General features: G+C 51.1%; 18 protein-coding genes and 2 riboswitches. Of the genes, 13 read left to right on the top strand and 5 right to left on the bottom strand.

All coding sequences use genetic code 11. The features are described from left to right. The first annotated feature begins 19 nt into the window (after nt 1–19). The 7 genes from feoB (at nt 20) to C7382_RS01130 (ending at nt 11,052) form a co-directional block, all read left to right on the top strand. Complete coding sequence (feoB, locus tag C7382_RS01160) at nt 20–2,194, top strand: ferrous iron transport protein B (RefSeq protein WP_116678492.1); 2,175 nt, start codon at nt 20–22, stop codon at nt 2,192–2,194. Nucleotides 2,195–2,234: 40 nt separating this feature from the next. Beyond that, the gene (locus C7382_RS01155) at nt 2,235–3,896 is read left to right on the top strand and encodes a glycosyltransferase (protein WP_116678491.1); all 1,662 of its coding nucleotides are present in this window, start codon (nt 2,235–2,237) and stop codon (nt 3,894–3,896) included. 52 nt (nt 3,897–3,948) lie between these two features. Further along, nucleotides 3,949–4,902 carry a calcium/sodium antiporter gene (locus C7382_RS01150; RefSeq protein ID WP_116678490.1) on the top strand — a complete coding sequence of 318 codons (954 nt, stop codon included), beginning with the start codon at nt 3,949–3,951 and terminating at the stop codon, nt 4,900–4,902. Nucleotides 4,903–4,915: 13 nt separating this feature from the next. After that, nucleotides 4,916–5,380 carry an arginine repressor gene (locus tag C7382_RS01145; protein WP_116678489.1) on the top strand — a complete coding sequence of 155 codons (465 nt, stop codon included), beginning with the start codon at nt 4,916–4,918 and terminating at the stop codon, nt 5,378–5,380. A gap of 551 nt (nt 5,381–5,931) precedes the next feature. Beyond that, the gene (gene lepA / locus C7382_RS01140) at nt 5,932–7,719 is read left to right on the top strand and encodes a translation elongation factor 4 (RefSeq protein WP_116678488.1); all 1,788 of its coding nucleotides are present in this window, start codon (nt 5,932–5,934) and stop codon (nt 7,717–7,719) included. 32 nt (nt 7,720–7,751) lie between these two features. Beyond that, nucleotides 7,752–9,335, top strand: coding sequence for a replicative DNA helicase (gene dnaB, locus C7382_RS01135; protein ID WP_116678487.1), 1,584 nt, complete (start codon nt 7,752–7,754; stop codon nt 9,333–9,335). Between the two features lie 181 nt (nt 9,336–9,516). Beyond that, nucleotides 9,517–11,052 (top strand): T9SS type A sorting domain-containing protein, encoded by a 1,536-nt coding sequence (locus tag C7382_RS01130; protein WP_116678486.1) that lies wholly within the window; start codon nt 9,517–9,519, stop codon nt 11,050–11,052. 276 nt (nt 11,053–11,328) lie between these two features. Here C7382_RS01130 and C7382_RS01125 read toward each other — a convergent pair whose 3' ends face one another. The 5 genes from C7382_RS01125 to C7382_RS01105 form a co-directional block, all read right to left on the bottom strand. Beyond that, a complete protein-coding gene (locus C7382_RS01125; RefSeq protein ID WP_116678485.1) occupies nt 11,329–12,081 on the bottom strand; it encodes an ABC transporter ATP-binding protein in 753 nt (250 codons plus the stop codon). Between the two features lie 12 nt (nt 12,082–12,093). Continuing rightward, on the bottom strand, nt 12,094–13,161 hold the full coding sequence (locus C7382_RS01120; protein ID WP_116678484.1) for an iron ABC transporter permease: 1,068 nt from the start codon (nt 13,159–13,161) through the stop codon (nt 12,094–12,096). After that, a complete protein-coding gene (locus C7382_RS01115; protein WP_116678483.1) occupies nt 13,158–14,306 on the bottom strand; it encodes an ABC transporter substrate-binding protein in 1,149 nt (382 codons plus the stop codon). Before C7382_RS01115 ends, C7382_RS01120 begins: the two co-directional genes overlap by 4 nt. Before the next feature lie 131 nt (nt 14,307–14,437). Continuing rightward, entirely contained in the window at nt 14,438–15,322 is an 885-nt protein-coding gene (locus C7382_RS01110; RefSeq protein ID WP_116678482.1) for a sirohydrochlorin cobaltochelatase, read from the bottom strand. Nucleotides 15,323–15,349: 27 nt separating this feature from the next. Continuing rightward, nucleotides 15,350–17,623, bottom strand: a complete 2,274-nt coding sequence (locus C7382_RS01105; protein WP_116678481.1) for a TonB-dependent receptor — start codon at nt 17,621–17,623, stop codon at nt 15,350–15,352. A gap of 217 nt (nt 17,624–17,840) precedes the next feature. Beyond that, a riboswitch (cobalamin riboswitch) is annotated at nt 17,841–18,089 on the bottom strand. A gap of 301 nt (nt 18,090–18,390) precedes the next feature. Continuing rightward, nucleotides 18,391–18,589, bottom strand: a riboswitch (cobalamin riboswitch). A gap of 537 nt (nt 18,590–19,126) precedes the next feature. Between C7382_RS01105 and C7382_RS01100 the strand changes: the two genes are divergently transcribed. From C7382_RS01100 to tamL, 6 genes are all read left to right on the top strand, one after another. Next, nucleotides 19,127–20,506: a tryptophanase gene (locus C7382_RS01100; RefSeq protein WP_116678480.1), complete on the top strand. Its 1,380-nt coding sequence runs from the start codon at nt 19,127–19,129 to the stop codon at nt 20,504–20,506. Nucleotides 20,507–20,644: 138 nt separating this feature from the next. After that, nucleotides 20,645–21,643: a PhoH family protein gene (locus tag C7382_RS01095; RefSeq protein ID WP_116678479.1), complete on the top strand. Its 999-nt coding sequence runs from the start codon at nt 20,645–20,647 to the stop codon at nt 21,641–21,643. Between the two features lie 43 nt (nt 21,644–21,686). After that, entirely contained in the window at nt 21,687–22,628 is a 942-nt protein-coding gene (locus C7382_RS01090; RefSeq protein ID WP_116678478.1) for a phosphoribosylaminoimidazolesuccinocarboxamide synthase, read from the top strand. Nucleotides 22,629–22,660: 32 nt separating this feature from the next. After that, on the top strand, nt 22,661–23,398 hold the full coding sequence (gene ubiE, locus C7382_RS01085; RefSeq protein ID WP_116678477.1) for a bifunctional demethylmenaquinone methyltransferase/2-methoxy-6-polyprenyl-1,4-benzoquinol methylase UbiE: 738 nt from the start codon (nt 22,661–22,663) through the stop codon (nt 23,396–23,398). Further along, nucleotides 23,395–24,144, top strand: a complete 750-nt coding sequence (locus C7382_RS01080; protein ID WP_116678476.1) for a shikimate dehydrogenase family protein — start codon at nt 23,395–23,397, stop codon at nt 24,142–24,144. Before ubiE ends, C7382_RS01080 begins: the two co-directional genes overlap by 4 nt. A 10-nt stretch (nt 24,145–24,154) precedes the next feature. Beyond that, nucleotides 24,155–26,476 (top strand): translocation and assembly module lipoprotein TamL, encoded by a 2,322-nt coding sequence (tamL, locus tag C7382_RS01075; protein WP_116678475.1) that lies wholly within the window; start codon nt 24,155–24,157, stop codon nt 26,474–26,476. Nucleotides 26,477–26,499 lie beyond the last annotated feature (23 nt).

The raw sequence follows: 26,499 nt of genomic DNA, 5'->3' as shown, positions 1-26,499 counted from the left end.
CACACATCGTCATCTGTTTATGAAAAAAGGCAATACCCCATCAGCATCCTGCGACGGCTGCCCGCTCCAAGGCGGCGGCAAGCTACGCCGTCTGGGTGCCGATGCCGAACGATACGACTTCACCATCGCCCTCGCAGGCAATCCCAATACGGGCAAGAGCACCGTCTTCAACGCGCTGACCGGACTCAAACAGCATACGGGCAACTGGCCCGGCAAAACGGTGGAGAGAGCCGAAGGCGGATTCTCCTATGGCGATGCTTCCTATAAGATAATAGATCTCCCGGGCACCTACTCCCTCCTATCCACTTCGGAAGATGAGGAGATCGCTCGCGACTTTATCCTCTTCGGTCGTCCCGATGTTACCCTTATCGTCGCCGATGCCACCCGTTTGGAGCGGAATATGAATCTCATCTTGCAGATCCTTGAGATCACGGATCGTGCCGTGCTCTGTACCAATCTGATGGACGAAGCCAAGCGTAACGGTGTAGAGATAGACCTGAGGGGGCTGTCGCGCAGACTTGGGATCCCCGTGGTAGGAGCCAGTGCCCGATCGGGCAAAGGGATCCCTGAGCTGCTGCAAGTGTTGTCCGACGTAGCCAGGGGCAACTACCCCTGCCATCCGCACAGGCTCACGAGCATCAGTCCGGAGGTGGACGAGCGGATAGACGACATCGCCTTATCCATTCGCGACCTTGCTCCCGACACTCCCAACAGCCGATGGCTGGCTCTGCGACTGATAGAAGGAGATCGGCAGGTAGAAGAGATGGTTTACACCTCCGAGGGAGACGAAACAGAAAAGCTCAAAGGCAAGGTGCAGGACTTCCGACGCTATTATGGCGAAGATCTCCACGACCAATTATCAGAGGCTTTATATTCTAGCGCAGGGTTTATCTGTAGCGAGGTAGTCACCCAAGCCAATAAACGCGGGCGAACACCCTTAGACATCCGTATTGACAAGATCGTCACCAGCCGGAAATGGGGATTCCCGCTCATGCTGCTGATGCTTGCGGCAGTGCTCTGGCTGACCATTGTAGGCTCCAACTATCCGTCGCAATGGCTGAATGAGAGTCTCGTTGGCGACCTGCATCCGCTGTTCAAGACTTGGGCCGACAGCATACTGCCTACATGGCTGAGTGGCTTTCTGGTAGACGGTGTGTATCTGGCCACGGCTTGGGTCGTGAGTGTAATGCTGCCTCCGATGGCTATCTTCTTTCCGCTATTTACACTATTGGAAGACTTTGGTTTCCTACCTCGTGTGGCTTTCAATCTGGACGAACTATTTCGGCGCTCCGGTGCTCATGGCAAGCAAGCCCTCACAATGACGATGGGCTTCGGATGCAACGCCGCAGCCGTGATCAATACCCGCATTATCGACAGTCAACGAGAAAGACTCATCGCCATTCTGACCAATAATTTCTCCCTCTGCAACGGCCGATGGCCTACGCAGATCCTACTGGCCACCATATTCCTCGCCCCCGCTGTACCGGCCTATCTGAGTGGAGTGATAAGCATTGGGGCTGTTGTGGCCATTGCCCTGCTGGGGATCGTCTTTATGTTCTTCTTCTCCTGGGTACTCTCCCGTACGCTTTTGCGAGGTCAGGTCTCCACATTCAATCTGGAGCTCCCGCCCTATCGACCGCCCCAGTTCTGGCAGACGATATACAAATCGTTGGTAGATCGCACCCTTGTCGTATTGTGGCGTGCCGTTGCCTTTGCGGCTCCTGCCGGTGCACTTATCTGGCTCACCTGCAATGTTCATATCGGAGGCGTTAGCATAGCCGAGTCGCTGATAGCCGTATTGGACGGCCCCGGGTGGTTGATGGGGCTTAACGGCGTAATCCTCATGGCCTACGTGCTGGCCATCCCCGCCAACGAAATTGTGGTGCCGACCATCCTCATGCTCACGGTTCTGACCACCGGAGGAGTCGAAGGAGCAGGAGCAGGAGTTATGTTCGAAGCCAATGGAACAGCAGAGACGGCTCAACTGTTACAAAGTGGCGGATGGACATTGCTCACGGGTATCAATCTCATGCTCTTCTGTCTGCTGCACAATCCATGCAGCACTACCTTATTCAATATCTATAAGGAAACGAAGAGCTGGAAGTGGACCCTTCTATCGGCTTTCATTCCGCTCGCTACGGGCATCATCCTCACCATCTTGGTAGCAACCATCTGGAGATTGGCAGGCGGCTAAAGCCCCCTCTCTCCTACACACTCCTCTGGCAATAAACTCAATGAAACATCCCTCCACCCATCGTCCCGATCTTCTGCTGGAAGCAAGCTGGGAAGTGTGCAATAAACAAGGCGGTATCTATACTGTACTGACTTCCCGTGCCCGTGAAATGATGAAACGTCACAACGGGCAGATCATCTTCATTGGCCCCCTTCTTGTTCAAAACGCGGACCTTCCTGCCGATTTCGATGAGAACATTCCTCCGATCTTGGAGGATTGGCAGAGAGATGTGGCACCCACACTTCCATTTGCGTGCTGCTGTGGCAATTGGCGTGTACCCGGCAGTCCTCCGGTTGTGCTTGTGGACTTCGCTCCGCTCTATGATGAGAAAGGAGCACTCTACTACGAAATGTGGGAGTACTTCGGCATCCAAAGCGACAAAGGCTATGGCGACTACGACGAGGCTTCGCTATTCGGTATCGCGGCAGCGCAGATGATGCAGAGCCTATACGAATACCTGTGCCCCGAAGGTCAATCCGCCATCGGCATCTTCAACGAATGGATGCTGGGCATGGGTTTGCTCTATGCCAAGCGACATTGCCCACATTTGAAGACACTCTTTCTCACCCACGCCACCACTGTAGGACGCTCGATAGCCAGCAACAACAAGGCTCTCTATGCCTATATGACAGGCTACAACGGCGATCAGATGGCGGCCGAACTGGGTGTAGAAGCCAAGCACGGCATAGAGAAAGCAGCTGCATGGCAGGCAGATTGCTTCGCTACCGTTAGCGAACTGACAGCCAGAGAATGCCGACAACTGATCGAACGCGATCCCGTGGTGCTACCCAACGGATTCGAACCCGACTTCGTACCACAGGGAGATACCTATACAGCGCAACGCACAGCAGCACGGAACCGGATATTCAGCGTAGTCGAAGGGCTGACCGGATCGCCTCTTCCTCCTGACACACTACTCATCGCCACAAGTGGTCGGTACGAGTACAGAAATAAGGGGATAGATCTCTTTATAGATGCCATGCAACAAGCGGGCGAATCCGAGGAGTTAAAAGGGCGTACGGTGGTCTGCCTGTTACTTGTTCCGGCATGGGTGGCTGAGCCGCGTGCCGATCTGCGCTACCTACTCCTCCATCCCGAGGGAACGGAATACCACGATAAACCGCTTTCCTACCCTTATCTCACACACTGGTTACACAATATGGAAGAGGACACCATCGTCCAACGATTGAAAACAATTGGCACTTCCGAGGGGCTGCGCTTTGTCTTCGTGCCTTGCTATCTCGACAGAGAAGATGGACTATTTGATCGTTCCTATTATGACCTCCTCATTGGTATGGATCTCACCGTCTTCCCGTCCTATTACGAGCCATGGGGATATACGCCCCTTGAGAGCATCGCTTTCGGTGTCCCCACAGTCACGACCAATCTCTCCGGATTTGGTATATGGGCCATGCAGGAACGAGGCAGCGGCGACAATCTCGACACCGGAATAGCCGTCATCGAACGCACCGACTTCAATTATCCGGAAGCCGTGTCCGCCATTGCCCGTTTGGTAGGCACGCTTGCGACTACGAGCGATAAGCAAGCGTCCCGCAGTGCAGCAGCCATGCACGCTGCATCCTATGCCGAGTGGCGACTTTTCTATGACAAATACGAGGAAGCCTATGCCCGATTGCTCGAATCGGGAGGGCAAGAACGATGAAAAAGCTGCACCTTTGCAGTAATAGGATTATCATAATAATACAGAAGAGACTATGATCGCAAATATCTTGCTTCTCCTACTCGGACTGATTCTGCTCGTAGGTGGTGCCAATCTCCTCACTGATGGTGCAGCATCTGTCGCCAAACGATTTCGACTGTCCAATCTGGTTATCGGTCTGACTGTAGTGGCCTTCAGCGTCTCAGCGCCGGAGTTAGTCGTCAGCCTGACGGCCTCACTCAAAGAAAGTGCCGATATAGCCGTGGGCAACGTCCTCGGCAGCAATATCGTCAATATACTGGCCGTCGTAGGCGTGGCAGCGCTCATCGCTCCGCTCTCCATTTCGAACAATACCCTTCGCATCGGCATCCCCCTTGTCATCTTGTCCTCGTTGGCACTCTTCTTCATGGCCAACGACCGACTATTCGACCACTCAATGGAGAACATCCTCAGTCGCACAGAAGGCTTTGTTCTCCTCGTCTTCTTCGTACTATTCCTCTTCTACGTCTTCGGCCTGTCGCGTGGCGACGACGCTCCTACTCCGATAAGGCAGTTCGCTCTCGGCCTCTCGGCCTTGATGATTGTAGGCGGTAGTATTGCCCTCTTCTTCGGCGGTCAACTCTTCGTAGATCATGCCGCCACATTGGCCGCACGTTTGGGGGTAAGCGAGTCGGTCATTGCCCTCTCTGCCATGGCAATAGGCACGTCGCTGCCGGAGCTGATCACCACCATTGTAGCTCTGGTGCGCAAGCAGTCTGGCATGGCCATCGGCAATATCGTGGGTAGTAATATCTTAAATATCCTCCTCGTCCTCGGTGTCAGCGCCTCCATCAGTCCGATGCGCATACAGAGCATCACCCTTATAGACTATGGCATATTCATCTTCGCGGCACTCCTATTATATGTGTTCGGTCTCTTCTTCGGGGATAAGACCATCCAACGCTTCGAAGGTGGCATCCTCGTCACGCTCTACGTATGCTACATCTCTTTCCTGCTATTCACCGCTTGATAAGTATGCATAGATGCGTCCCCAACGTCTCCATACCATCCGTCGCCTCATCCTCCGTCGTGAGCTGCACACCCAGCAAGAGCTACAGGAAGCCTTGCGAGCCGAGGGCATCAGCGTGTCGCAATGTACCTTGTCGCGGGATTTGGAGCTGCTGCGTGTCGAAAAGGTGACCACCCCTTCGGGCAAAAAGATATACGCTCTCCCCGATGACGACCGCACCCTCTCCCCGCACGGAGGCATCACCATCGGACACACACCCGGTTTCCTCGGTCTCATGGAGACGGGCGAAACACTCCTTCTCACTACAGCCATAGGCTATGCTCAACGAATAGCGTTGGACATAGACAACTTGCATTCGCCCGAGGTAGCAGGCACTGTGATCGGCAACAGCTGCGTACTCGTGATCGGATGCAAAGGCATATCGAGAGAGAACCTCATTAGAGCTATTACACCTGCCGTCCCCGAGCTTTTCCGCTAAGCAACCTCCTACATCGACCTGAAAACTTCTGTATTTGCCTTTGCATACAAGTCCGCGAAGGCGAATATCAGGAGATCGGGTGATTGTATTTTCCACTAGTAAGTGCAACACTCTTACATTTGAAAGTTAGACTCTGACTTCCTGCCGTCCTTGAGCAGAGAGAGGAAAGTAAAGCCGGTCTTCCTATCCACATAACGTCAGTATTGCTTCGCTGCCTGACGCCCCTATAATTCCATTTCGATGTCCCCTATACGCTCCTTGGCTTCGATAATGGGCAGGCGATCAAGAATACTTTTGCGCCCCTTTATCCCTTATAAAGGATAGATTTGTCCTTGACTGAGGACAGAACTGTCCTTACCTAAGGACAAAACTGTCCTTACCTAAGGACAAAACTGCTTTTCTATATAATCGGCATTGGTGTCGCCAACGAACGCTTACGAGAGCATACATGCTTCGATAGCTGCTTCTTTGGCTCCTTTTTGTATTTTTGCAAGCACAAGGCCTAAAAAGAAAGAGGTCTGTGAATCAGGTAGTCCACTCCAAAAGCATCAATGAAGAATATCCGCAACTTCTGCATCATCGCGCACATAGACCACGGTAAGAGCACTTTGGCCGATCGTTTGCTCGAATATACCAACACTGTTTCTGGCAAAGACCTGCAAGACCAAGTTCTGGACAATATGGACTTGGAACGTGAGAGGGGTATCACGATCAAGAGCCATGCCATCCAGATGGACTACCGTCTGGACGGGGAGAAATACGTACTCAACTTGATAGACACACCGGGACACGTGGATTTCTCCTATGAAGTGTCGCGCTCGATCGCAGCTTGCGAGGGTGCACTGCTTATCGTGGATGCAGCACAAGGCATTCAGGCTCAGACCATATCTAATCTCTATATGGCCATCGAGAATGACCTCACCGTCATTCCTATCGTCAACAAAGTAGATCTCCCCAGCGCCATGCCGGAGGAGGTGGAGGATCAGATCATCGAACTACTCGGCTGTAATCGCTCCGAGATCATCCGTGCCAGCGGCAAGACGGGCGAAGGCGTAAACGATATTCTCCGCGCCATCGTAGAGCGCGTGCCGGCTCCGGCGGGCGATCCCGAAGCGCCACTACAATGTCTGATCTTCGATTCAGTATTCAATCCATTCCGCGGCATCATCGCCTACTTCAAGGTGGTGAACGGCAGCATCTGCAAGGGCGACAACGTGAAGTTCATCGCTACGGAAAAAGAATACGATGCTGATGAAGTAGGCGTGCTCCGTCTGGATATGGAACCGCGCGCTGAGGTGAAGACCGGCGACGTAGGCTACATCATCAGCGGCATCAAGACGAGCAAAGAGGTAAAAGTGGGTGATACGATTACGCACGTGAGCAGACCGGCCAAAGAGGGGATCGCAGGCTTCGAGGAAGTGAAGCCGATGGTATTTGCCGGACTATACCCGATCGAAGCAGAAGACTTCGAGAATCTGCGCACCTCATTGGAGAAGCTCCAACTCAACGATGCTTCGCTAACCTTCCAACCAGAGAGTTCGGTTGCACTCGGTTTCGGATTCCGTTGCGGATTCCTCGGGCTCTTGCACATGGAGATCATCCAAGAACGCCTGGACCGAGAGTTCAACATGAACGTCATCACCACGGTGCCGAACGTATCCTATAAGGTGTACGACAAAAAGGGCGGCTGCAAAGAGGTGCATAATCCATCGGGACTGCCCGAGCCAACACTCATTGACCATATCGAGGAACCTTTTATCCGTGCATCGGTCATTACCAATACCGCATATATTGGTCCTATCATGACGCTTTGCCTCGGCAAGCGCGGCGTACTGGTGAAACAAGAATACATATCGGGCGACAGAGTGGAAATCTTCTACGACCTGCCGTTGGGCGAGATCGTGATCGACTTCTACGACAAACTCAAGAGCATCTCGAAGGGCTATGCCTCCTTCGACTACCACTTGCACAACTTCCGCGAGAGCAAGCTCGTCAAGCTGGACATCCTCCTAAACGGAGAGCCCGTGGATGCCCTATCGACCTTGACGCATGTGGACAACAGCGTCTCCTTCGGCCGACGTATGTGCGAGAAGTTGAAAGAGCTCATTCCCCGCCAACAGTTCGAGATTGCCATCCAAGCTGCCATCGGCGCCAAAATCATCGCTCGTGAGACTATCAAGCCCGTACGTAAGGACGTAACTGCCAAGTGCTACGGCGGTGACATCTCTCGTAAGCGCAAACTACTGGAGAAGCAGAAAGAAGGTAAGAAGAGAATGAAGCAGATCGGCACTGTCGAAGTGCCGCAGAAGGCTTTCTTGGCCGTCCTCAAACTGGACTAATCACATTTTCCCAACGCATACAGCTACCCACTGTGCCTACCCCTAAGCCTCGCACCAAACGTACAACCACAGAGAGCATAACCGCTCCTCTGGAGGGGCGTATTCCGCCTCAGGCTCCGGAACTCGAAGAAGCCGTTCTGGGAGCCATCCTCTTGGAGAAGGATGCCTATATGCAGGTGGGAGAACTGCTGCGTCCGACTACTTTCTACGTCAAAGCTCACGAACTGATATACGAGGCTATCACCCAATTGGCTCTGAGCCAGAAGCCCGTTGACTTGCTCACCGTGACTGAGCAGCTCAAGAAAAACGGCAATCTGGAGATCGTGGGTGGCCCCTCATATATTGCAGGCCTTACGCTGAAGGTAGCCAGCTCGGCCAACTTGGAGTTCCACGCCAAGATACTCGTCCAAAAGGCATTAAGTCGTGAGGTGATCGGTTTCTCCAGCGAGGTATTGAAACGCGCTTACGACGACACAGACGACGTAGAAGAGCAACTACAGCAGGCCGAAGGTCGCCTATTCGAGATCTCGCAGCGCAATATGAAGCAGGACTTCAAGGCTGTCGATCCAATCATTGCGGAAGCCATGCGAGAGATAGTCACCGCAGCCAATCGTAAGGAAGGTCTTAGCGGACAGCCGTCCGGCTTCCCTGCCATCGATAAGCTCACAGCCGGTTGGCAAGCTTCGGACCTGATCATTATCGCTGCCCGTCCGGCCATGGGTAAGACAGCTTTCGTGCTGTCAATGGCCAAATATATGGCCATTGACTACAATATACCAGTGGCCATCTTCAACCTGGAAATGAGCAGCATCCAATTGGTGAAGCGCCTGATGTCCAACGTATGTGAAATACCGGGGGAAAAGCTGAAAACCGGTCGTCTCGAAGGACATGAATGGGAACAGCTCGACTCCAAGTTGAAAGACTTCGAAAACAAACCGCTGTACATAGATGACACACCTTCACTATCCGTCTTCGAGCTGCGTACCAAGTCGAGACGACTCGTGAGTCAGTACGGCGTACGAATGATCATCATCGACTATCTCCAGCTCATGAATGCCAGTGGGATGTCCTTCGGCAACCGTGAGCAGGAAGTAAGTACCATCTCTCGATCGCTCAAGGTCTTGGCCAAGGAATTGAAAATCCCTATCGTTGCCCTCTCCCAGCTCAATCGTAGCGTAGAGACGCGCCAAGGGGACATCAACAGCAAACGACCTCAGCTCTCCGACTTGCGTGAGTCGGGTGCTATCGAGCAGGATGCCGATATGGTTTGCTTCATCCACCGTCCGGAGTATTATAAACTGACAGAAGATCAGCAAGGCAATTCGCTTGTCGGTATCGGAGAGTTTATCATCGCCAAGCATCGTAACGGTCCGGTAGGAGATGTGCGATTGCGATTCCGTGGAGAGTTTGCCAAGTTCTTGCCCCTTGAAGCAGAGAGCATCATCAGACGTCACTCTCGCATAGGAGCCAGTCCTACGGAGGAAGGCGTAGGCAACGGTTCTTTTGCTCCTCCTCTACCTCCTCCGGACGACCCTCTATCGGCAGGAGGCTATGTAGGCAGCACATCGGAAGATGACTTTCTGAAGGAATCGTCCGATATCGGAACTCCTTTTTGATCTGAAAGGATTTCAGCGATAATCATTCAATTGTTTATCCTTCATCCGAGCAGGATATATGCGTTTATTCGGATGGCATTCTCTATATTTGCAGCCGTAAAAAAGCAGCAAAGCGGTTGCAATATCGGGAAAATATAGTCCAAATAGCCACCTATCACAAACTTTCAATAATAAAAACAGTATGAAAACAATTAAACTATTTGCTGCTTTTGCCTTGGCTTTCCAGTTGGCAAATGCACAACAACCGGGTGATCTCGACCCGACTTTTGGCACCAATGGTGTAGCACAGACAGTAATTGCCGATAATCAGTCGTGGGAGGCAGATTTGGTCAGCAGTGTCGTATCTTTGTCTAACGGTAAATGTTTGGCTGTAGGTTCATCTCGTCTTGGTAGTACAAGAAGAGTTGCCTATGTATGTTACAATGCTGATGGTACGTTGGACTCTTCCTTCGGCGATAACGGTATTCTGTTGGTTTTGCCTTCTGCAGACTTACAGAACTACGGGATGGATGCAGTGGAACTTCCCGACGGCACTATTTATTCATGTGGCCATATGTTCAGTGTTGCCACTTACGAGACATGGCCTTTTTTGGTTAAGATCAAAAATGGTCAACTGGACACTTCATTCGGCTCCAATGGTTATCTAATCATTGACATTGTGAATGCACTGGGAGAAAGAATGGTGGTCCAGCCTGATGGAAAAATAGTGGTAGGAGGATATTTGGAGGACAATATTCTGGCCATGCGATTTAATCCTGATGGTTCGCTGGATAATACCTTCGGAGAGAACGGTCTCAGCAAGATTGTTATCGAAGGCAGCGAAGATGCTTCTTTTGTTAAGGATCTGATACTGCAACCTGATGGAAAAATCCTCCTTGGTGGTTTCTACTCAACTGATGCTACTTACAAATGGGCTATTGTTCGTCTTGGAGCAAACGGCAAATTGGATACGACCTTTGGAGAAGGGGGCATAAAGAAGATGAGTGTAGGCTATGGTCACGACTTTGTCCAAGGCATTGGTCTGCAAAGCGATGGCAAGATCGTTGTTGCCGGTCACTCATGGGATGCCAATCTCCCCACGTTGCGTTATAGTGCCGCTGTCGTAAGACTTAATGCAGATGGCTCACAAGACAGTACATTTGGCTCCGACGGCATATTTAGGAAGAACTTCACAGCAGAAGGTTGTAGTTATGTAACTGATTTGGCCGTTTCCTCTGAGGATAAGATTTATGTAGCTTGCTCTCCGCAAGAATTCACCGTCTATGACTTGGGCATATTCAGTCTCGATAAGGATGGCAATCCCAATGCCACTTTCGGGGACGATGGTTATACAAGCACAGACCTTGAAGGCAAAGAAGATCAATCCAAAGCTCTCGCTATCCAGTCCGACGGCAAACTACTAATGGGTGTTGTTTCATATGGCCCCAATGGTTCTCCTTTCGGGGTGGTTCGTTACATCAGTGACATTGTAATCAGCAGCAACGCAATTGTTACGACCGAGCAAACATTCGTAGCATACCCCAACCCTGTGAAGGATGTCCTGAATATCGAATTCGATGGCAATTTCAGCATACAAATCTTCGACATGGCCGGCCGTATGGTACTGACAAGTGAAAATATTCGCACAATCGACGTGAAGGCTCTCGCAGCAGGTAACTATGTGATCAAGTTGACTTCCGGCGACAAGGCTTATACCGATCGCTTCGTAAAGCTCTAATAAAAGACTAAGGCCTTTAGGCCCCAAACGAAAAGCCCCTGCTCGTCCGTGAGTAGGGGCTTTTTTGTTACAATCTGAAACAAACAGGCATGAGACGAGGCTTTGTCATAATGGGCGAACTGCTGCGTATATCATTAGATACTCCCGTACCCTCACTCTCAGCCCCTTGCATTTCACCCTTTCTAACACAACCTCCGAGATTGCATCAAAATCTTCATTTTGACACAGCCTCTTACCTCTTGATAGTATTAAGTCCTACCACTTAATAGTATCAAGTCACACCATTTGATTGTTGGTGTCGGTGTATCCGAAATAAGTGTGGAAAGCGGGGTGCAAAGAGGCAGGACTGCCCTGACAAAAAGGACGCTCCCTATCCAACAGCCACACATGGTCGGCCATGGGAAGGATAGCGTCCAGATCGTGAGTCGACAGGAAGATCGTACGCCCTGTATCATGCGCCAGACTATATAAGAGACGCAATAGGTCCATCTTGCTCGGATAGTCGAGAAAAGCCGTAGGCTCGTCCAGAAAGATGATCGGAGTCTCCTGAGCCAGCGCCTTGGCGATCACCACTTTCTGTCTCTCTCCATCGCTCAAGGTCGTCAGCTCGCGATTGATCAAGGGGCCTATCCCCACACGTTCGATGGCTTCGGTAACAAGCTGCCTATCTCTCTTCTGCAGCCTTCCCCAGAATCCGGTATAAGGGCTTCGTCCCAATGCGACCAATTCGCCGGCAGTCATACCGACGATCCGGCAATTATCGGTGAGCACAACCCCGATACGCTTCGCCACTTCGCTCTCGCTATAGTCCTCCAAGGGGCGATCCAAGAGCCTGATCGTACCTGCCAGCGGTTTCATAAAACCCGCCATCGTCCGCATGAGCGTACTCTTGCCCACGCCATTAACGCCTAACAGAGCCGTCAACTGTCCGCTCTGTAGATCGGCATCAATGTCCGAAACCACGACACGAGTTCCCGTCTTCGTTCGGTAGCCGATGGCAAGCCGATTGAGTTCTATTGACTTCTCCATGCGTTCGCTCTATTAATCGGTCTCTTCTTTGAAACGCCTGCGCTTGAGCAATACCGCTACGATAATAGGAGCTCCGACCAAGGCTGTCACCGAATTGACAGGCAGTGCGCCCTCGAACCCCGGCATACGAGCCACAATATTGCAGAAGAGCGCCAACGCACTACCGATCAGACAGGTGGCAGGCATCAAAATACGATGATCGGAGGTGTGGAAGAGGACTCTCGCCAAGTGAGGCACGGCCATCCCCAAAAAACCGATCGGCCCACAGTAAGCCGTCACGGCAGCGATGAGAAAGCCGGCCGATGCGATGACAAACAAACGAGCACGACGTGTATTCAGCCCCAGATTGCGCGCATAGCTCTCACCCAAAAGCAGCAGATTGAGCCACTTGACCAACAGCATACTGCTCGGTACAAAGATCAACATCAGTATGGCGAAGAAACTAAGCTGTGTACCCGATGCCCGCGAGAAACTACCCAGCCCCCAGATCACATAGGCACGAATATCCTCCTCTACACTGAAGAACTTGAACACACCGATAACAGCCGTGGCAACATAACCGATCATCACACCGATGATCAGCAAGGTAACGTTGCTGCGCACTTTGGTGCTCACGAATACAATCAGCCCCATCACAGCCAACGAGCCAAGGGCCGCAGCTATATTCATCGCCACCTCGCCCATATAGCCCAGACTACTCAGTGCCATTCCTCCCAGGCTGCCACTCAGTAATACGACCAAAGCAACGCCCAGGCTCGCCCCCGAACTGATCCCCAGCACAGAAGGGCCGGCCAAGGGATTGCGAAAGACCGTCTGCATCTGCAATCCGCTCACCGACAAGCCTGCTCCGGCAAGTGTAGCCGTGAGGGCCTCGGGCAAGCGCGACTTCCACAAGATGTTATAGTGTATCAGCGCCTCTCCCCCCTCGGGTCGGTCCGATATGAGATGACGCAGGATCTCTGCCATCGGGATGGTGACAGAGCCCAAGAAGAGATTGATGGCGAAAAGGGCGAGAAGCCCTCCTGCCAACCCCAAGAGCAACAGCGCCACGGAGCGAGAGTGGAAATGATCCGAGATCATCGAAGCAAATAGTAGAAATGGGGTTGATGATCGGGCAACAAGGATGGGTGCATGATAGCCATGAGATCGGCAAGCACCCAGTCGGGATGCATCGGCATAAGTTCATAGAAAGCTGCTTCGCGGAGATTGCAGTAGATCACCCCTTTCTCTCGGAAAGCCTTGAAGTCGGCATATCGTGCATCTTCGGCCTTCAAAGCGTCGTAACTAAACTTGCCCGGATAGCTATTGAGAATACGCCAGAAGCGAGCCGAGTCGGACTGGCTATAGACCGTTTCAAAATCGAGTGAGACACCACCGGAATGCTCATCATCCCTAAGGAAATACTCCCCTCCAGCGTCGCGTATCTGCTGAGCCAAATAGCTTTTGCCACCGACGGCATACCAGTTGCCCCCGCGCATCTCCCCACTGAATACGACCGGACGTTCGCTCACTTTGTCGGCATATCCCTTCAATGTCAGATAACGGGATTCGACCTCCGAGAAGATACGACAAGCCTCCTCATAATGACCGGTGAGCAATCCTATGACTTTAACCCACTCGGCCTGCCCCAGAGGAGTCAGCTCTTTGTAGCCCAAATGGGGCACCAATGGAGCAGATACTTGTTCCAGGACATCATAGCCACCGCGCTTGAACGGGGAGATCAGAATCAGATCGGGCTGTAGAGACATGACCACCTCCCGATCGAAATTGCCCTCGATACCGATCTTATTCGTTCGCCCGTCACTGAGCTGTTCTTTCATGGTAGAGTCTCGCAGATAGCGGGTACTGGTAATGCCTGCTACCAATGGTTGTTGTCCCAAGGCGATAAAATTGGACAGTTGGAGCGTGGTCATACACACCACCCGCTCCACAGGAATAGACACCGGCTGATAACCCTCAGGTACGGACCCCTGCATCCCCTTGGGCACCAAGGCAAAACGATAGACTTTGTGCGACTCCTTCTCCGGATCTTTTATCGTGAGGAGATAGACGCCCCTCTGCTCTTCCAAACCAAAGCCCTCTGCATAGAGAGGGTTCAAGCTGTCCGAAGAGATGAGCGAAGCGGATTTGTCACCTCCCCGACCGGATCGGTCACAACCGAGCATGAAGAAAAGAGCGATAGTGGCTGCGAGAAAGAATGCGATGGTAGTAATACGTTGCCTCATAATCGTCTGAATATTTGATAGAAAAGAAAGAGCACCTAATCTCGGTGTGGCAGATACTGATACTATCCATTACCGAGGTCGGTGCTCCATACTAATATGATGTAAGAGGGTGATCAATCACGCCTATGAGCTTAGCGACGGGTCAAAGCTGTAGCCATGTGCTTAACCCAAATCTTACGAATGGCCTCGATATCCCCGAGAGATGAGAAATTGCCGTTGTTGAGCGTGTCGATCTTCACTGTATAGCCAGCCTTAAGCAGAATAGACTTCCAGCTATCATCTTCGTCTCCAGCCATATCATTGGTGGCGTGATCACCAGCAATACTCATCAGCGGCATCAGCGTCACTGTTTTGGCACCGGTGGCAGCCAGTTCGGTCATTACATCTTCGATCGTAGGTGATCCCTCTACAGTGCCGGTTATCATAAGCGGACTGAAGTCCTTCATGATGCGATTGATGCGATCATAACGATCGTTCGCATCATGATCGGTACCATGCCCCATGAAAACGACAGCTTCTCCCTTCTCCAAAGTTGATTGGAAGCGAGTATGCAAAATATCAGAAACCTCACGCATATCCTCATCCGAAGACAGCAAAGGGGCACCGATCTTGACCACGATGTCACTGTGTGCAGCTTTGAATTTGTCCACGAAATCCATCATCTCATAATACTCATGACCGGGGATGACGTGCAGACTTTGCACATTAATTCTTTTATAGCCAAGGCGTGCGAGCTTCTCCAACGCCTCATCAGGAGCATCGATATAGATACCTTGCTGAGCCAACTTCTTACGGATAAATGCAGAAGTATAGGTCCAGCTGTACTTCTGTTTGGGGTAGGACTTAACAAAGGTCTTTTCGATCTCTGCATAAGTAGCACGAGGGGCTTCGTAAGAGCTACCGAAAGTAACGAGAAGTGTGGCCTCACCCGTATTCTCCGGTTCCTTGTTCTTACCTGAACATGAGACTAAGGCAACTGCCATTAAGCTCATAACTGCGAAAATTAGTTTTTTCATCACTGTTGTTTGATTAATTGTGAAACGTTAGTTATTGAATCGAATCGCTATCTGTGCAAAGACGGTGCGGCCGGGCGTCACGGTGGCATAGTTGACACCCATGGGACGATCATCCACATAGTCGAAGATATTGTCCACACCCAGTGTACCGTCAAGGACGATATGACGGAAGTGAGCAAAGCGGTGCGTCGTGCTCAAACGCCAGAGGGAATACTCGGGGGAATTGCCATCATCATAGTAACGCTCGCTCTGGATGCGACCGAAGAGACCGATGCCCAGTCTATACTTGCCCCAATGACGAGCCCAGTCGAGATGCACATTGGTATGGTGACGAGCAGCTCCTTCGAGCCATTTATCTGTCTCCAGATTCTTGGCTTCCACCAAGCTGTATCCGGCACCGAGTTTGAAGCCCCATCCGATGGCAGCATCGCATAGGAAGTCGACTCCTCTGCTGCGGGCTTTGCCTACATTGGCGTACAACTTAGTTTTCTTGATACCGGCAGCCTGATTTTCAGGTGTGGTGGGGATGTCGATGTAAGCGATGAGGTTGCGGAGTTCATTGTCGTAGGCCGTCACACTCATAGAGACAGGGCCCTGGTTGTATTCCAGTCCTACGGCATAGTAATCCGATGCCTGAGGTTTGAGTTCCGGATTGCCGAGATAGAGCGTGTGTGACCCCATCGAGCTGAGCTCGTTGCGGGCAAAAAGCTCCTTGAGAGAGGGTGTCTTGTAACCGTTGGCATAGGTGGCTCGGATATTCAAGGCTCCTAACGTAGCAAGCAAGGACACCTTGGGAGTCAGACGTGCTCCGAAGGCTTTGTGATTGACCATACGTAAACCGGCTGTCATGCTGAACCAATGGAGTGGCTTCCACTCATCCTGCGCATAGGCCGAGAAGGTAGATGCTACCGCCTCGCTGGCTGCGAGGTTGTAGGGAGACACTAATTCTTCGCGGAAATACTCCAGTCCGGTAGTCAAGCGCTGTGCATAAGGCAGCGTAAAGATGCCTCGCACCTCTGTACTATAACGCGTCTGGTCATTCTTGTTGCGGAGTTGCCCCGGGAAGAAGGTGGGTTGCTCGGTCACTCCCTGACTGTTGATGAGACTCTCACCACTGTCCTTATCGTGATAGAGATAGCCGAAACGGAAACGATCGTACACGGCATCCCATGAGAGCGAGTGAAGTCCGTTGCCGAAAAGATAGTTGGCTCCCAGCGATGTAGTCAGTGCCCGATAGTCCAGATCATAAGGTTTCTTCTCCGAAAAAGTGGGCGTGAAGATCTGTCGCTTGTTGTACTGCAGACTACCCGTGAAGCTGAGGTTGCTCGTGGCATAATAGGAAAGCGTCTCACTTATGCCCATATTCTCTTGCGCGCGAACGGTCTTTTTATAGGTTTCTTCCAAGATGAGCTCGTCTGAGCCTTTCTTTTTGATGTATTCAAAGGGACTGTTCTGCCATCCGTCTGTGTGGTAGAAGAAATAATTGGTACTGCTGCTGAACTTCCCAATGTTGAAGTCAAGCGAAGTATTGGTCTTGCGATCGTTGTAGTCCGATATACGCTGCGACGTATAAGCACTGAGCTTATTTGTATTCTTCTTGGTAATGATATTGAGCACGCCCGCTATGGCATCAGAACCGTAAAGCGAACTGGAAGCACCCTTCACCAACTCAATGCGCTCTATCTGATCCGGGGAGATACGGCTGAAGTCAGCCTGTCCGCCCACATCCCCATAAACTCGCTTACCATCAATCAGGATGAGGATATATTTGCTGCTCAAGCCATTGAGCTGCATGAACGAACCCATCAGATTGGGGGCATAGTCGAAGGACGGACTCACTCCGCGCAGCAGCTCCTCAGTCGTGGGAGCCGAGTAGGCGGCTATTTCCTTGGCCGTGAGGATCTCGGTAGCCACTGGTACATCGACGAGGCGGTGGCGCGTGCCGGTACCGGTCACTACGACTTCTTCCAAATTGTTCACTCTCGATCTCAGCACAAAGTTCAGCGATACTGTGCGCCCGGCTTCGAGATCTATCGCCTCCTCCTTGGTACCGTAGCCCGTATAGGAGCATATGATCGTGTGCCGCCCCGAGGATAGCGTCTTCAGCTCGAAACGCCCGTCCGCATCTGTACCCACGACCGCGTTGGTACCCTTTACTTCGATTCGCGCTCCTACCAGCGCCTCTCCCGTCTCTGCATCTGACACCACACCCTGCAGCGAGGCTCTACTCTGAGCGTAGAGTGCCGATGAGGTGAGGGTTGCCAAGCAGAATAACACCAAAAGAATAATTCTCTTCCGCATAATTGATACTAATTAGTTAGTTTGCACAATAATTGCGGGACGAAGAAAATGCAAGGAAAGAACGACGATCAAGAGCTGATGCGTCTTCGGAAACAATCTCATCATTTAGCTCTCTGCACACAAGTGTATCCCTCATTGATAGAGGAAAGGCACTTACGGATATGAAAGATGAGACGGCACACGTCTTTTCTAAGCACTCCTAAATCCCTGGAGTTCCAAGAACACATTTACTCAAGCAGGTCTTCTGGCTTGGCTTCTTCTCGAGTTTTTGTCGGCCTTCCCATAGCGAATTGTTGTCGCCAACAGTGACCATCGTGATTGACTACACACCCCATCACCTCCTATCGATCGGCAGAAGTGATATCGAAGCATTACAGCTGAGGGCTCAGCTCCGGATTTGCACCGGATTCCCTTGCACCATCCTCACAAGTGTCGGAGGACAGCTACTTCAGTCTTTTCGGGCACAAATGTATAGTATTATTTCCATGCAACAGAGATAGAAAAGGTATTATCGGCTGAAAAAGCGGTGGGAATGAGAAATGATAAGACCCTTAGGTCAGCCTTGGTGGAGCTCATCCCACCAAGACATGACCATAAGGGTCCGCTCACAATACACTCCAATTCCTGGCAAAAAGAATCGGATCGTTTCCGCTGCGTCGGAAACAAAGATTTTCCTCGGGGGATTGATTGGGGAAAGAAAAAGGATCCTGGTGGAAGTAAAAGTCGGAAACAACCACAGAGGTATTCTCTCCCGGCTTTTCCTCGAAGCCGCAGACAAAGGCTTTGCAGGTCTTCTGGCTCACCCCATACCGCCGACTCCTTCCCATCCGCACAGAACGGACAGTGGATATATATGTCGGCAGCCTAAGAGGGTTCACAGCAGCGGGACTGCTCGGGATTCGCACCCGATTCCCTTTTAATCATCACCGCCCCACCCCACAGAGAGCAAAACGGATCAGAACAAAGCCTGTGCAAAGGTATGAAATAATTCCACCGCACCCAAAGAAACATCCAGGGAACCTTATCAAAATAGGAGTTATCATTCTCAGAAAGAGTTTGGCAGGTTATTTGTCAGCGATACAAATCCTGAAATGCCCTCAAAAAATTGGCCAAAAACTTTTGGCGTTCACTTCAAGAGTGACCGTTGAATGGCAACAAAGCGAAGGATAAAATTGTCCTTTATAAAGGATAGATTTGTCCACCATAGAGAACAAAACTGTCCTTGCCTAAGGACAAAGCTGCACTTCTATACAACCGACAGCACCTATCGCCATCTCACCGATCGGTCAGCAGATAAGGGAAACGATAATTGGGCAGTCTTCCTCTCCAAGGACTTGTATGGAGTCTGACACCAAATTTGACAATCACTTCCGGAGAGGAGGAAATCAAGAAAAAGGAGTTTGGGGAGAGAAACTAACCTACTGACAATAAAAAACTGCTAAATTAGCCGCCCGTAAGAACACAATAAGAAAGCTAACTTCTCAAAACACAGTTACTAAACACATGGAATTACCTTTTTCAGAGTCCTACCGCATCAAAATGGTAGAGCCTATCCGCAAGAGTACGCGCGCTGAACGCGAGCAATGGATGAAAGAAGCACACTACAATCTCTTCCTCCTGAAGAGTGACTACGTGTTTATCGACCTACTCACCGACTCCGGCACAGGGGCCATGAGCGATCGTCAGTGGTCGGCAATGATGCTCGGTGATGAGAGCTATGCCGGTGCACGCTCCTATTATAATATGAAGAATGCCATCCGCGACATCCTGGGATTCGATTACTTCCTCCCCACTCACCAAGGACGTGCCGCCGAGAATGTGCTCTTCTCTGCTCTCATCAAGGAAGGAGATGTCCTGCCGGGCAACTCACACTTCGATACAACCAAAGGACATATCGAGTACCGTCGTGCTTTCGCTCCCGACTGCACCATCGACGAAGCTGCCGATACGCAGATCGAGCTTCCTTTCAAGGGCAATATGGATCTCGGGAAACTCGAAAAAGTTCTGAAGGAAACACCGAAAGAAAAGATCCCATGCGTCGTGCTCACGATCACGAACAACACGGCCGGCGGACAGCCTGTATCTATGAAGAATATCCGCGAAGTAAGCGAACTGACGCATCGTTACGGTTTGCGTCTGCTCATTGACTCGGCTCGTTTCGCAGAAAATGCCTACTTCATCAAGACTCGCGAAGCAGGCTATGAGAACAAGTCCATCAAGGAAATCGTACGCGAGATATACTCCTATGCCGACATGATGACCATGTCCAGCAAGAAGGACGCCATCGTGAATATGGGTGGATTCGTCGCTTTCAAGGACGAAGAACTCTTCAAGCGTTGTCAGATGTTCTGTATCATGAACGAAGGTTTTATCACCTATGGTGGTATGAGCGGTCGTGACATGAACGCCTTGGCACAAGGTCTGGACGAAGGTACCGAGTTCGACACATTGGAGACCCGTATCAAGCAGGTAGAATATCTGGGTAAGAAGCTCGACGAATACGGCATTCCCTACCAACGTCCCGCCGGTGGTCACGCCATCTTCCTTGACGCCAAGAAAATCCTCACCCATGTGCCCAAAGAAGAGTTCATCGCTCAGACGCTCGGCGTAGAGCTGTACTTGGAAGCCGGTATCCGCGGTGTAGAGATCGGTTCTATCTTGGCTGACCGCGATCCCGTAACAAAGGAAAACCGCTATCCGCGTCTCGAACTCCTCCGCTTGGCAATCCCCCGCCGCACGTACACCAATAACCATATGGACGTAATCGCTGCTGCGGTGAAGAATGTGTACGATCGTCGTGAGAGCATCACGCGCGGATACGTTATCACATTCGAAAACCCCATCATGCGTCACTTCACTGTAGAGCTCGAAAAGGCTAAATAAAAACAGGAAGAACTCATCAAACCCCGTCTGAGGGCTGTGTCGCATGGCACAGCCCTCATTCTTTTCCTGTCGCGCCACTCAGAAAAAGTCTTCCATAAAACGAAAAGAGTACATTTGCACTATTGCTATTAGACATATATGCTGATAACAGAGAGAATCTACGTGCTGGAGGACATCGACGGACAAGCTTTCCTCGGTGTGAACAACAGCAATCTCATGCTCCTGCGCACACTTTTTCCTAAGCTGCGCCTGGTGGCACACCACAATGTGCTTAAGATAATGGGCGATTCGCGAGAGACGGATCGTTTCCTTGAGGTACTGGAGCCGATGGTGGCATACTGTCGCGAATATAACGTACTCCCCGAAGACGTGATCCTGCGCATAACCCAGGGAGCCAAGCTGCCAGCCGATGCACATCCTCAACACCTCATCCTCCACGGGACAGGTGGCCGTAGCATCGTGGCCAGAGGTGACAATCAGCAAAAACTGGTGGAAGCCTTCGAGACCAATGACCTCGTTTTTGCCATCGGCCCGGCGGGGACAGGAAAAACCTTCGTGGCTATCAGCTTGGCTGTGCGAGCGCTCAAAAGCAAACAAGTGCGTCGCATCATTCTGTCCCGACCGGCGGTAGAAGCAGGCGAAAAGCTGGGATTTCTTCCCGGCGAGATGAAAGACAAGCTCGATCCGTACCTGCAACCACTATACGATGCATTGGAAGAAATGATTCCTGCGGTCAAGCTGAAAGAGTATATGGAGAATAACATCATCCAGATAGCACCATTGGCCTATATGCGCGGGCGCACGCTCAACGACGCCGTGGTCATCTTGGACGAAGCTCAGAACACGACCGAGTTACAAATGAAGATGTTCCTCACCCGCCTCGGTGCCAATGCCAAAATGCTCGTGACCGGTGACATCACACAGACCGACCTTCCGCGTGGCGTACGCTCCGGTCTGCGCCAAGCGTTACAGCTACTACACGGCATGCAGGGCATCGGTCATGTTACATTCGACAAGGCCGACATCGTACGCCACCCGCTGGTGCAGCGCGTGGTAGATGCTTACGACCGATACGATGCCGAAAAGAAAAAAGAAGCCGCTGCAGCTGCTCTGGCAGCCCAAGCTGCTGAGATATAGTCAAACGAATAAAAGATACAAAACAGATAAAACAGAACCCACGATGAAAGAAACATTGACTCGTACAGATTTCAATCTGCCCCGACAAAAGGCCGTCTATCACGGTAAGGTACGCGACGTATATACACTGGAGAACGATCTGCTGGTGATGATCGCCACCGACCGCATCTCAGCATTCGATGTGATCCTACCCGCCGGCATCCCCTACAAGGGACAAGTACTCAATCAAATTGCAGCCCATTATTTGGATACCACTCGCGACATCGTACCGAACTGGAAGATCGCTACCCCCGATCCGATGGTCACAATTGGTCACCGATGCGAGCCTTTCAAGGTGGAGATGGTAATCCGCGGTTATATCACCGGTAGTGCCTGGCGTGCTTATTCAGCTGGTGATCGTGTGCTGTGCGGTCTGCCTCTGCCGGAGGGAATGCGCGAAAACCAGCGTTTCGACAAACCCATTATCACCCCCACAACCAAAGCGGACGAAGGACATGACGAGAACATCTCTCGCGAAGAGATCATCGCTCAAGGGTTGGTATCAAGAGAAGACTATGAGCAATTGGAGCGCTATACCTATGCTCTCTTCGAACGTGGCACCCAAATGGCTGCCGAGAAAGGACTCATCCTGGTGGACACGAAGTACGAATTTGGCAAGAAAGATGGTAAGATCTATCTGATCGATGAAATCCACACGCCGGACTCCTCTCGTTACTTCTATGCCGAAGGGTATCAAGAACGTTTCGAGCGTGGAGAAGCACAGAAACAACTCTCCAAAGAATTCGTGCGTCAGTGGCTAATCGAGCACGGATTCCAAGGCAAAGAGGGACAAACGATACCCGAAATGACCGAAGCATACTGTGACAGCGTATCGGAACGCTACATCGAGTTGTTTGAGGGAATCGTGGGTAAACCCTTCGAAAAAGCCGACCTGAGTAATCTCGCACAAAGAATAGAAAAGAACATCATGGGCTATCTGCGCTAAGAGAGAGCAGATAGCCCGGGCAATAACACGCCATGCAGAGCCCCGAAACAATCAATCCATATAAAAGCGATCGCCCCAAAGGTGAACAAGTAGAGGCCATGTTCAACCACATAGCAAGTCAGTATGACCACCTCAACCATCTCTTTTCGTGGGGGATGGATCGAGGATGGCGTCAGAAAGCCATCGAATTGATTGCACCCTTCGCTCCACGTACGGTACTGGATGTGGCAACCGGAACGGGTGATCTGGCTATAGAGCTATGTAAGGATATTCCTTCGATCAAACAGGTAACAGGGATAGACCTCTCCTTCGAGATGATACGAATAGGAGAACAGAAGGTACGATCCGAGAACCTGGAGAATCGGATTACCTTTTTGCAAAAGGACTGTCTTGATCTTCCCTTCGAGGACGAAAGCTTCGATGCTGTGACGGTAGCATTTGGCGTGCGCAACTTCCAAGATATCAGGCAAGGCTTGGGAGAAATGTATCGTGTTCTTCGCGTGGGAGCTCCATTGATGATATTGGAACTCACCCATCCTGTCAGCTTCCCGTGGAAGCAAGGTTACAATTTTTACTCCACGCACATTATTCCCATCTTGGGACGCTTGCTATCGCAAGATGCAGAGGCATACAACTATCTGCCTGAATCGATTGCAGCCATGCCGCAACGAGAAGAACTGACGGACATCATGCAGTCAATAGGCTTCCGTGAAGCTTACTTCCGGAGCTTATCGTTCGAGGCAGCAACCGTTTATATGGGACTGAAATGAAAGAATATGGTCTGATCGGTTACCCTTTGGGACACTCTCTCTCAGCAGATTTCTTCAACGCGAAGTTTCAGACGGAACGGATCAATGCCGTGTACAAGCTCTTCCCAATGGAATCGCTTTCGGAGCTGAAAGGGGTACTCTCGCAGCATCGCAACCTCGCCGGACTGAATGTGACAGCACCCTATAAAGTGAGCATACTCCGCCATCTGGACAGATTGGACGAAGAGGCAGCTCTCATCGGAGCTGTCAATACCATCCGAATAGAGCGGTCGCGTTTCCGCGGTCCCCGCCTAATCGGATATAATACAGATGTATCAGGATTTGCAGATAGCTTGGAGCTTGTCCGTCAGCCTTGGCATGCGCGTGCATTGGTATTAGGATCAGGAGGTGCTGCTCTCGCTGTCATGCGTGCCATGAAGAAGATGGGTATCGAACATAGACAAGTCAGCCGCACCCCATCGGACAAAACCATCTATGCATACTCGGACCTGACTCCCGATATTATAGATCGGTACAAGCTGATAGTCAATGCTACTCCGGTGGGATTGTATCCTCACATTGACCAATGTCCTCCCATCTCTTTCGAAGGTATAGGAAAGGAGCACCTCTGTTACGATCTGATATACAATCCGGAAGAGACCATCTTTATGCACCGCGCTCGTATGCAAGGGGCAACAGTCCACAACGGCTTGGAGATGCTCTTGATTCAGGCGTTGTGCAGTTGGCGTATTTGGCAAGAAGAATAGCACTTATCCTATGCCCTCCTCTCGGCTCACCCACTCCATATTAGCCGCTCTATTGCTCGTGGCCGTCTCCTCCTGCTCTGTCATCCGACACGTCCCGGATGGAGAGAAACTACTCGACAGAGTAACGATCGTAAGCGATGTGGATAGCATCCCCTTACCGGAGGATATACGCGACTATACACTACAACAACCTAACTATCGCCTTTTCGGTATGACCCGCTGGCAGTTGCGCCTATATAGCGGATCCAATCCCGAGAGTAACAACTGGTGGAATCGCTCGCTGCGAAAAATGGGCGAGCCTCCTGTACTCATTGACACCCTACTTACTGATCGCACTGCGACACGTCTGGCAAGAGCTATGGCAGGAGACGGTTATCTTGATGCTTCGGTGCGAACAGAAGTGGATACCAGTATATATAAGAAAGCACGCGTTACCTATCACATTCATCCCGGACAACGTTATTACATTCAAGACATAGCCGTAGAAACGCGGAACCCTCTGCTTCCCCCAATCAGCCTAAACGACTCTCTGTCCAATGTCTATCAAATTGGGATCAGATCCGACACTCCGCTCTCTCCCATCATATTAGATGAAGAACGTAAGGCTATCGCCCGCTATATGCGCAACAATGGCTACTGGAGATTCTCCTCAGAAGAGATCTACTTCGAGGCGGACACCACCGTAGAGGGTGACAAAACAAGAGAGAAAATGGCCAATCTGCGCCTGATCGTCAATGGCCGCAATAGTCATCCATATCAGGTAGGCAACATATACTTCCACACAGATTACAATCCTTTCGAATCGGACCTGGCAGTCGAAGAACTGCCACGCATCGACTCCATTCGTCATCGAGAATACACCGTTTACTACGGGAAGAAAGGACGCTACATCCGAGCATCTGCTCTGGCTCGATCCGTTTCGATCATACCCGAAACGCTCTTCAGCGAGGAAGAAGTGGAACGCTCCTATATCAAGCTCAATGCCCTGCCGATCATCCGCAACGCCAACATCCGCTTCATCGAACGAGAGAGAGCAGACAACCTCTCGCTGTCCGACAGTTTGCGAATCATAGATTGCCACATCCTTACGGTACCTGCGCGCAGCAAATCATTCGAAGCAGAGATCCTCGGCACCAACTCAGCAGGAGACTTCGGTGCAGCCTTATCAATCGGCTTTGTCAATCGTAATCTCTTCCGGGGTGGAGAGTTCTTCAACATCAAGCTCAAAGGAGCCTACGAAGCCATTCGCGAAGGGGCACACAGTTTTATGGAATACGGGGTGGAGAGTTCGCTCCGCTTCCCACATCTCTTATTCCCATTTATTTCGGAGAATACACGTCGACGCCTCCGTGCATCAACCGAGTGGAAGATAGGCTACAACTACCAGACAAGACCCGAATTTGACCGTGTCATCCTCTCAGCTCAACTCAACTATTCGTGGCAGACCTATCGACACAGCCAACTACGCCATACCATCCGCCTACTCGATGTGGATTACCTCCATCTTCCCTACATTGATCAAGAGTTCGCCCAATCGCTCCCGCCCACCACTGCGCTGTATAACTATACAGAGCAGTTCATCTTAGGCTCGGCCTATATCCTGAACTATACCTCGACGCAATCCCCCGAAAAAATCGGATCCAATCCTTTCACGGCACGATTCAGCATACAGTCTGCAGGTAATCTGCTCCAAGCCATCTCCTACCTCACCAACTCTAAGAAAGATGAACTCGGAGCATACCAAATGTTCGGACTCAACTATGCTCAGTTTGTCAAGTTGGATGTTGATTTGGCTAACACTATTCAGCTCGAAAAAGACAATAGCCTGGCACTGCATATAGGCATAGGAGCTGCCTTCCCCTATGGCAATGCCCGTCACATTCCATTTGAATTACGCTACTTTGCGGGTGGAGCCAACAGTGTACGCGGTTGGAGCGTACGCACTCTCGGGCCTGGTAGCATGAAAGTGACACCAGACAAAACTTTCTTCGACCAGATGGGCGACATACGTCTCGACATGAATGTAGAATATAGGACCAAGCTATTCTGGAAATTCCGTGCCGCAGCCTTTGTTGATGCTGGCAACGTGTGGACGATACGCGATTACGAGAATCAAGAGGACGGACTCTTCCGCTTCGATCGTTTTTACAAAGAAATTGCACTGGCTTACGGTCTGGGACTTCGATTGGACTTCGACTACTTCCTCGTACGGCTGGATGCCGGCCTCAAAGCTTACGATCCTCAGCAGACCGGTCGCTACAAATGGGCTATCACCCGTCCCAACCTCTCGTCCAATTTTGCTTGGCACATCGCAGTAGGATACCCGTTCTAAGACTGGTAAAATTCAATCAATTA

The sequence above is a fragment of the Porphyromonas loveana genome (genome assembly GCF_003096695.1).
Classification (GTDB): Bacteria; Bacteroidota; Bacteroidia; order Bacteroidales; family Porphyromonadaceae; genus Porphyromonas; species Porphyromonas loveana.
Note: the sequence above shows the minus strand (reverse complement) of the source record. Positions and strands in the feature narration are given on the sequence as shown.

What these genes read in the sequence shown, in the direction of transcription:
- C7382_RS01130 (WP_116678486.1), top strand. Translation starts at nt 9,517, where the DNA reads ATGAAAACAATTAAACTATTTGCTGCTTTTGCCTTGGCTTTCCAGTTG.
- C7382_RS01145 (WP_116678489.1), top strand. Translation starts at nt 4,916, where the DNA reads ATGCGTCCCCAACGTCTCCATACCATCCGTCGCCTCATCCTCCGTCGT.
- C7382_RS01125 (WP_116678485.1), bottom strand. Translation starts at nt 12,081, where the DNA reads ATGGAGAAGTCAATAGAACTCAATCGGCTTGCCATCGGCTACCGAACG.
- C7382_RS01150 (WP_116678490.1), top strand. Translation starts at nt 3,949, where the DNA reads ATGATCGCAAATATCTTGCTTCTCCTACTCGGACTGATTCTGCTCGTA.
- C7382_RS01100 (WP_116678480.1), top strand. Translation starts at nt 19,127, where the DNA reads ATGGAATTACCTTTTTCAGAGTCCTACCGCATCAAAATGGTAGAGCCT.
- lepA (WP_116678488.1), top strand. Translation starts at nt 5,932, where the DNA reads ATGAAGAATATCCGCAACTTCTGCATCATCGCGCACATAGACCACGGT.
- C7382_RS01115 (WP_116678483.1), bottom strand. Translation starts at nt 14,306, where the DNA reads ATGAGGCAACGTATTACTACCATCGCATTCTTTCTCGCAGCCACTATC.
- ubiE (WP_116678477.1), top strand. Translation starts at nt 22,661, where the DNA reads ATGCAGAGCCCCGAAACAATCAATCCATATAAAAGCGATCGCCCCAAA.
- tamL (WP_116678475.1), top strand. Translation starts at nt 24,155, where the DNA reads ATGCCCTCCTCTCGGCTCACCCACTCCATATTAGCCGCTCTATTGCTC.
- C7382_RS01095 (WP_116678479.1), top strand. Translation starts at nt 20,645, where the DNA reads ATGCTGATAACAGAGAGAATCTACGTGCTGGAGGACATCGACGGACAA.
- C7382_RS01120 (WP_116678484.1), bottom strand. Translation starts at nt 13,161, where the DNA reads ATGATCTCGGATCATTTCCACTCTCGCTCCGTGGCGCTGTTGCTCTTG.
- C7382_RS01105 (WP_116678481.1), bottom strand. Translation starts at nt 17,623, where the DNA reads ATGCGGAAGAGAATTATTCTTTTGGTGTTATTCTGCTTGGCAACCCTC.
- C7382_RS01080 (WP_116678476.1), top strand. Translation starts at nt 23,395, where the DNA reads ATGAAAGAATATGGTCTGATCGGTTACCCTTTGGGACACTCTCTCTCA.
- C7382_RS01155 (WP_116678491.1), top strand. Translation starts at nt 2,235, where the DNA reads ATGAAACATCCCTCCACCCATCGTCCCGATCTTCTGCTGGAAGCAAGC.
- C7382_RS01110 (WP_116678482.1), bottom strand. Translation starts at nt 15,322, where the DNA reads ATGAAAAAACTAATTTTCGCAGTTATGAGCTTAATGGCAGTTGCCTTA.
- feoB (WP_116678492.1), top strand. Translation starts at nt 20, where the DNA reads ATGAAAAAAGGCAATACCCCATCAGCATCCTGCGACGGCTGCCCGCTC.
- C7382_RS01090 (WP_116678478.1), top strand. Translation starts at nt 21,687, where the DNA reads ATGAAAGAAACATTGACTCGTACAGATTTCAATCTGCCCCGACAAAAG.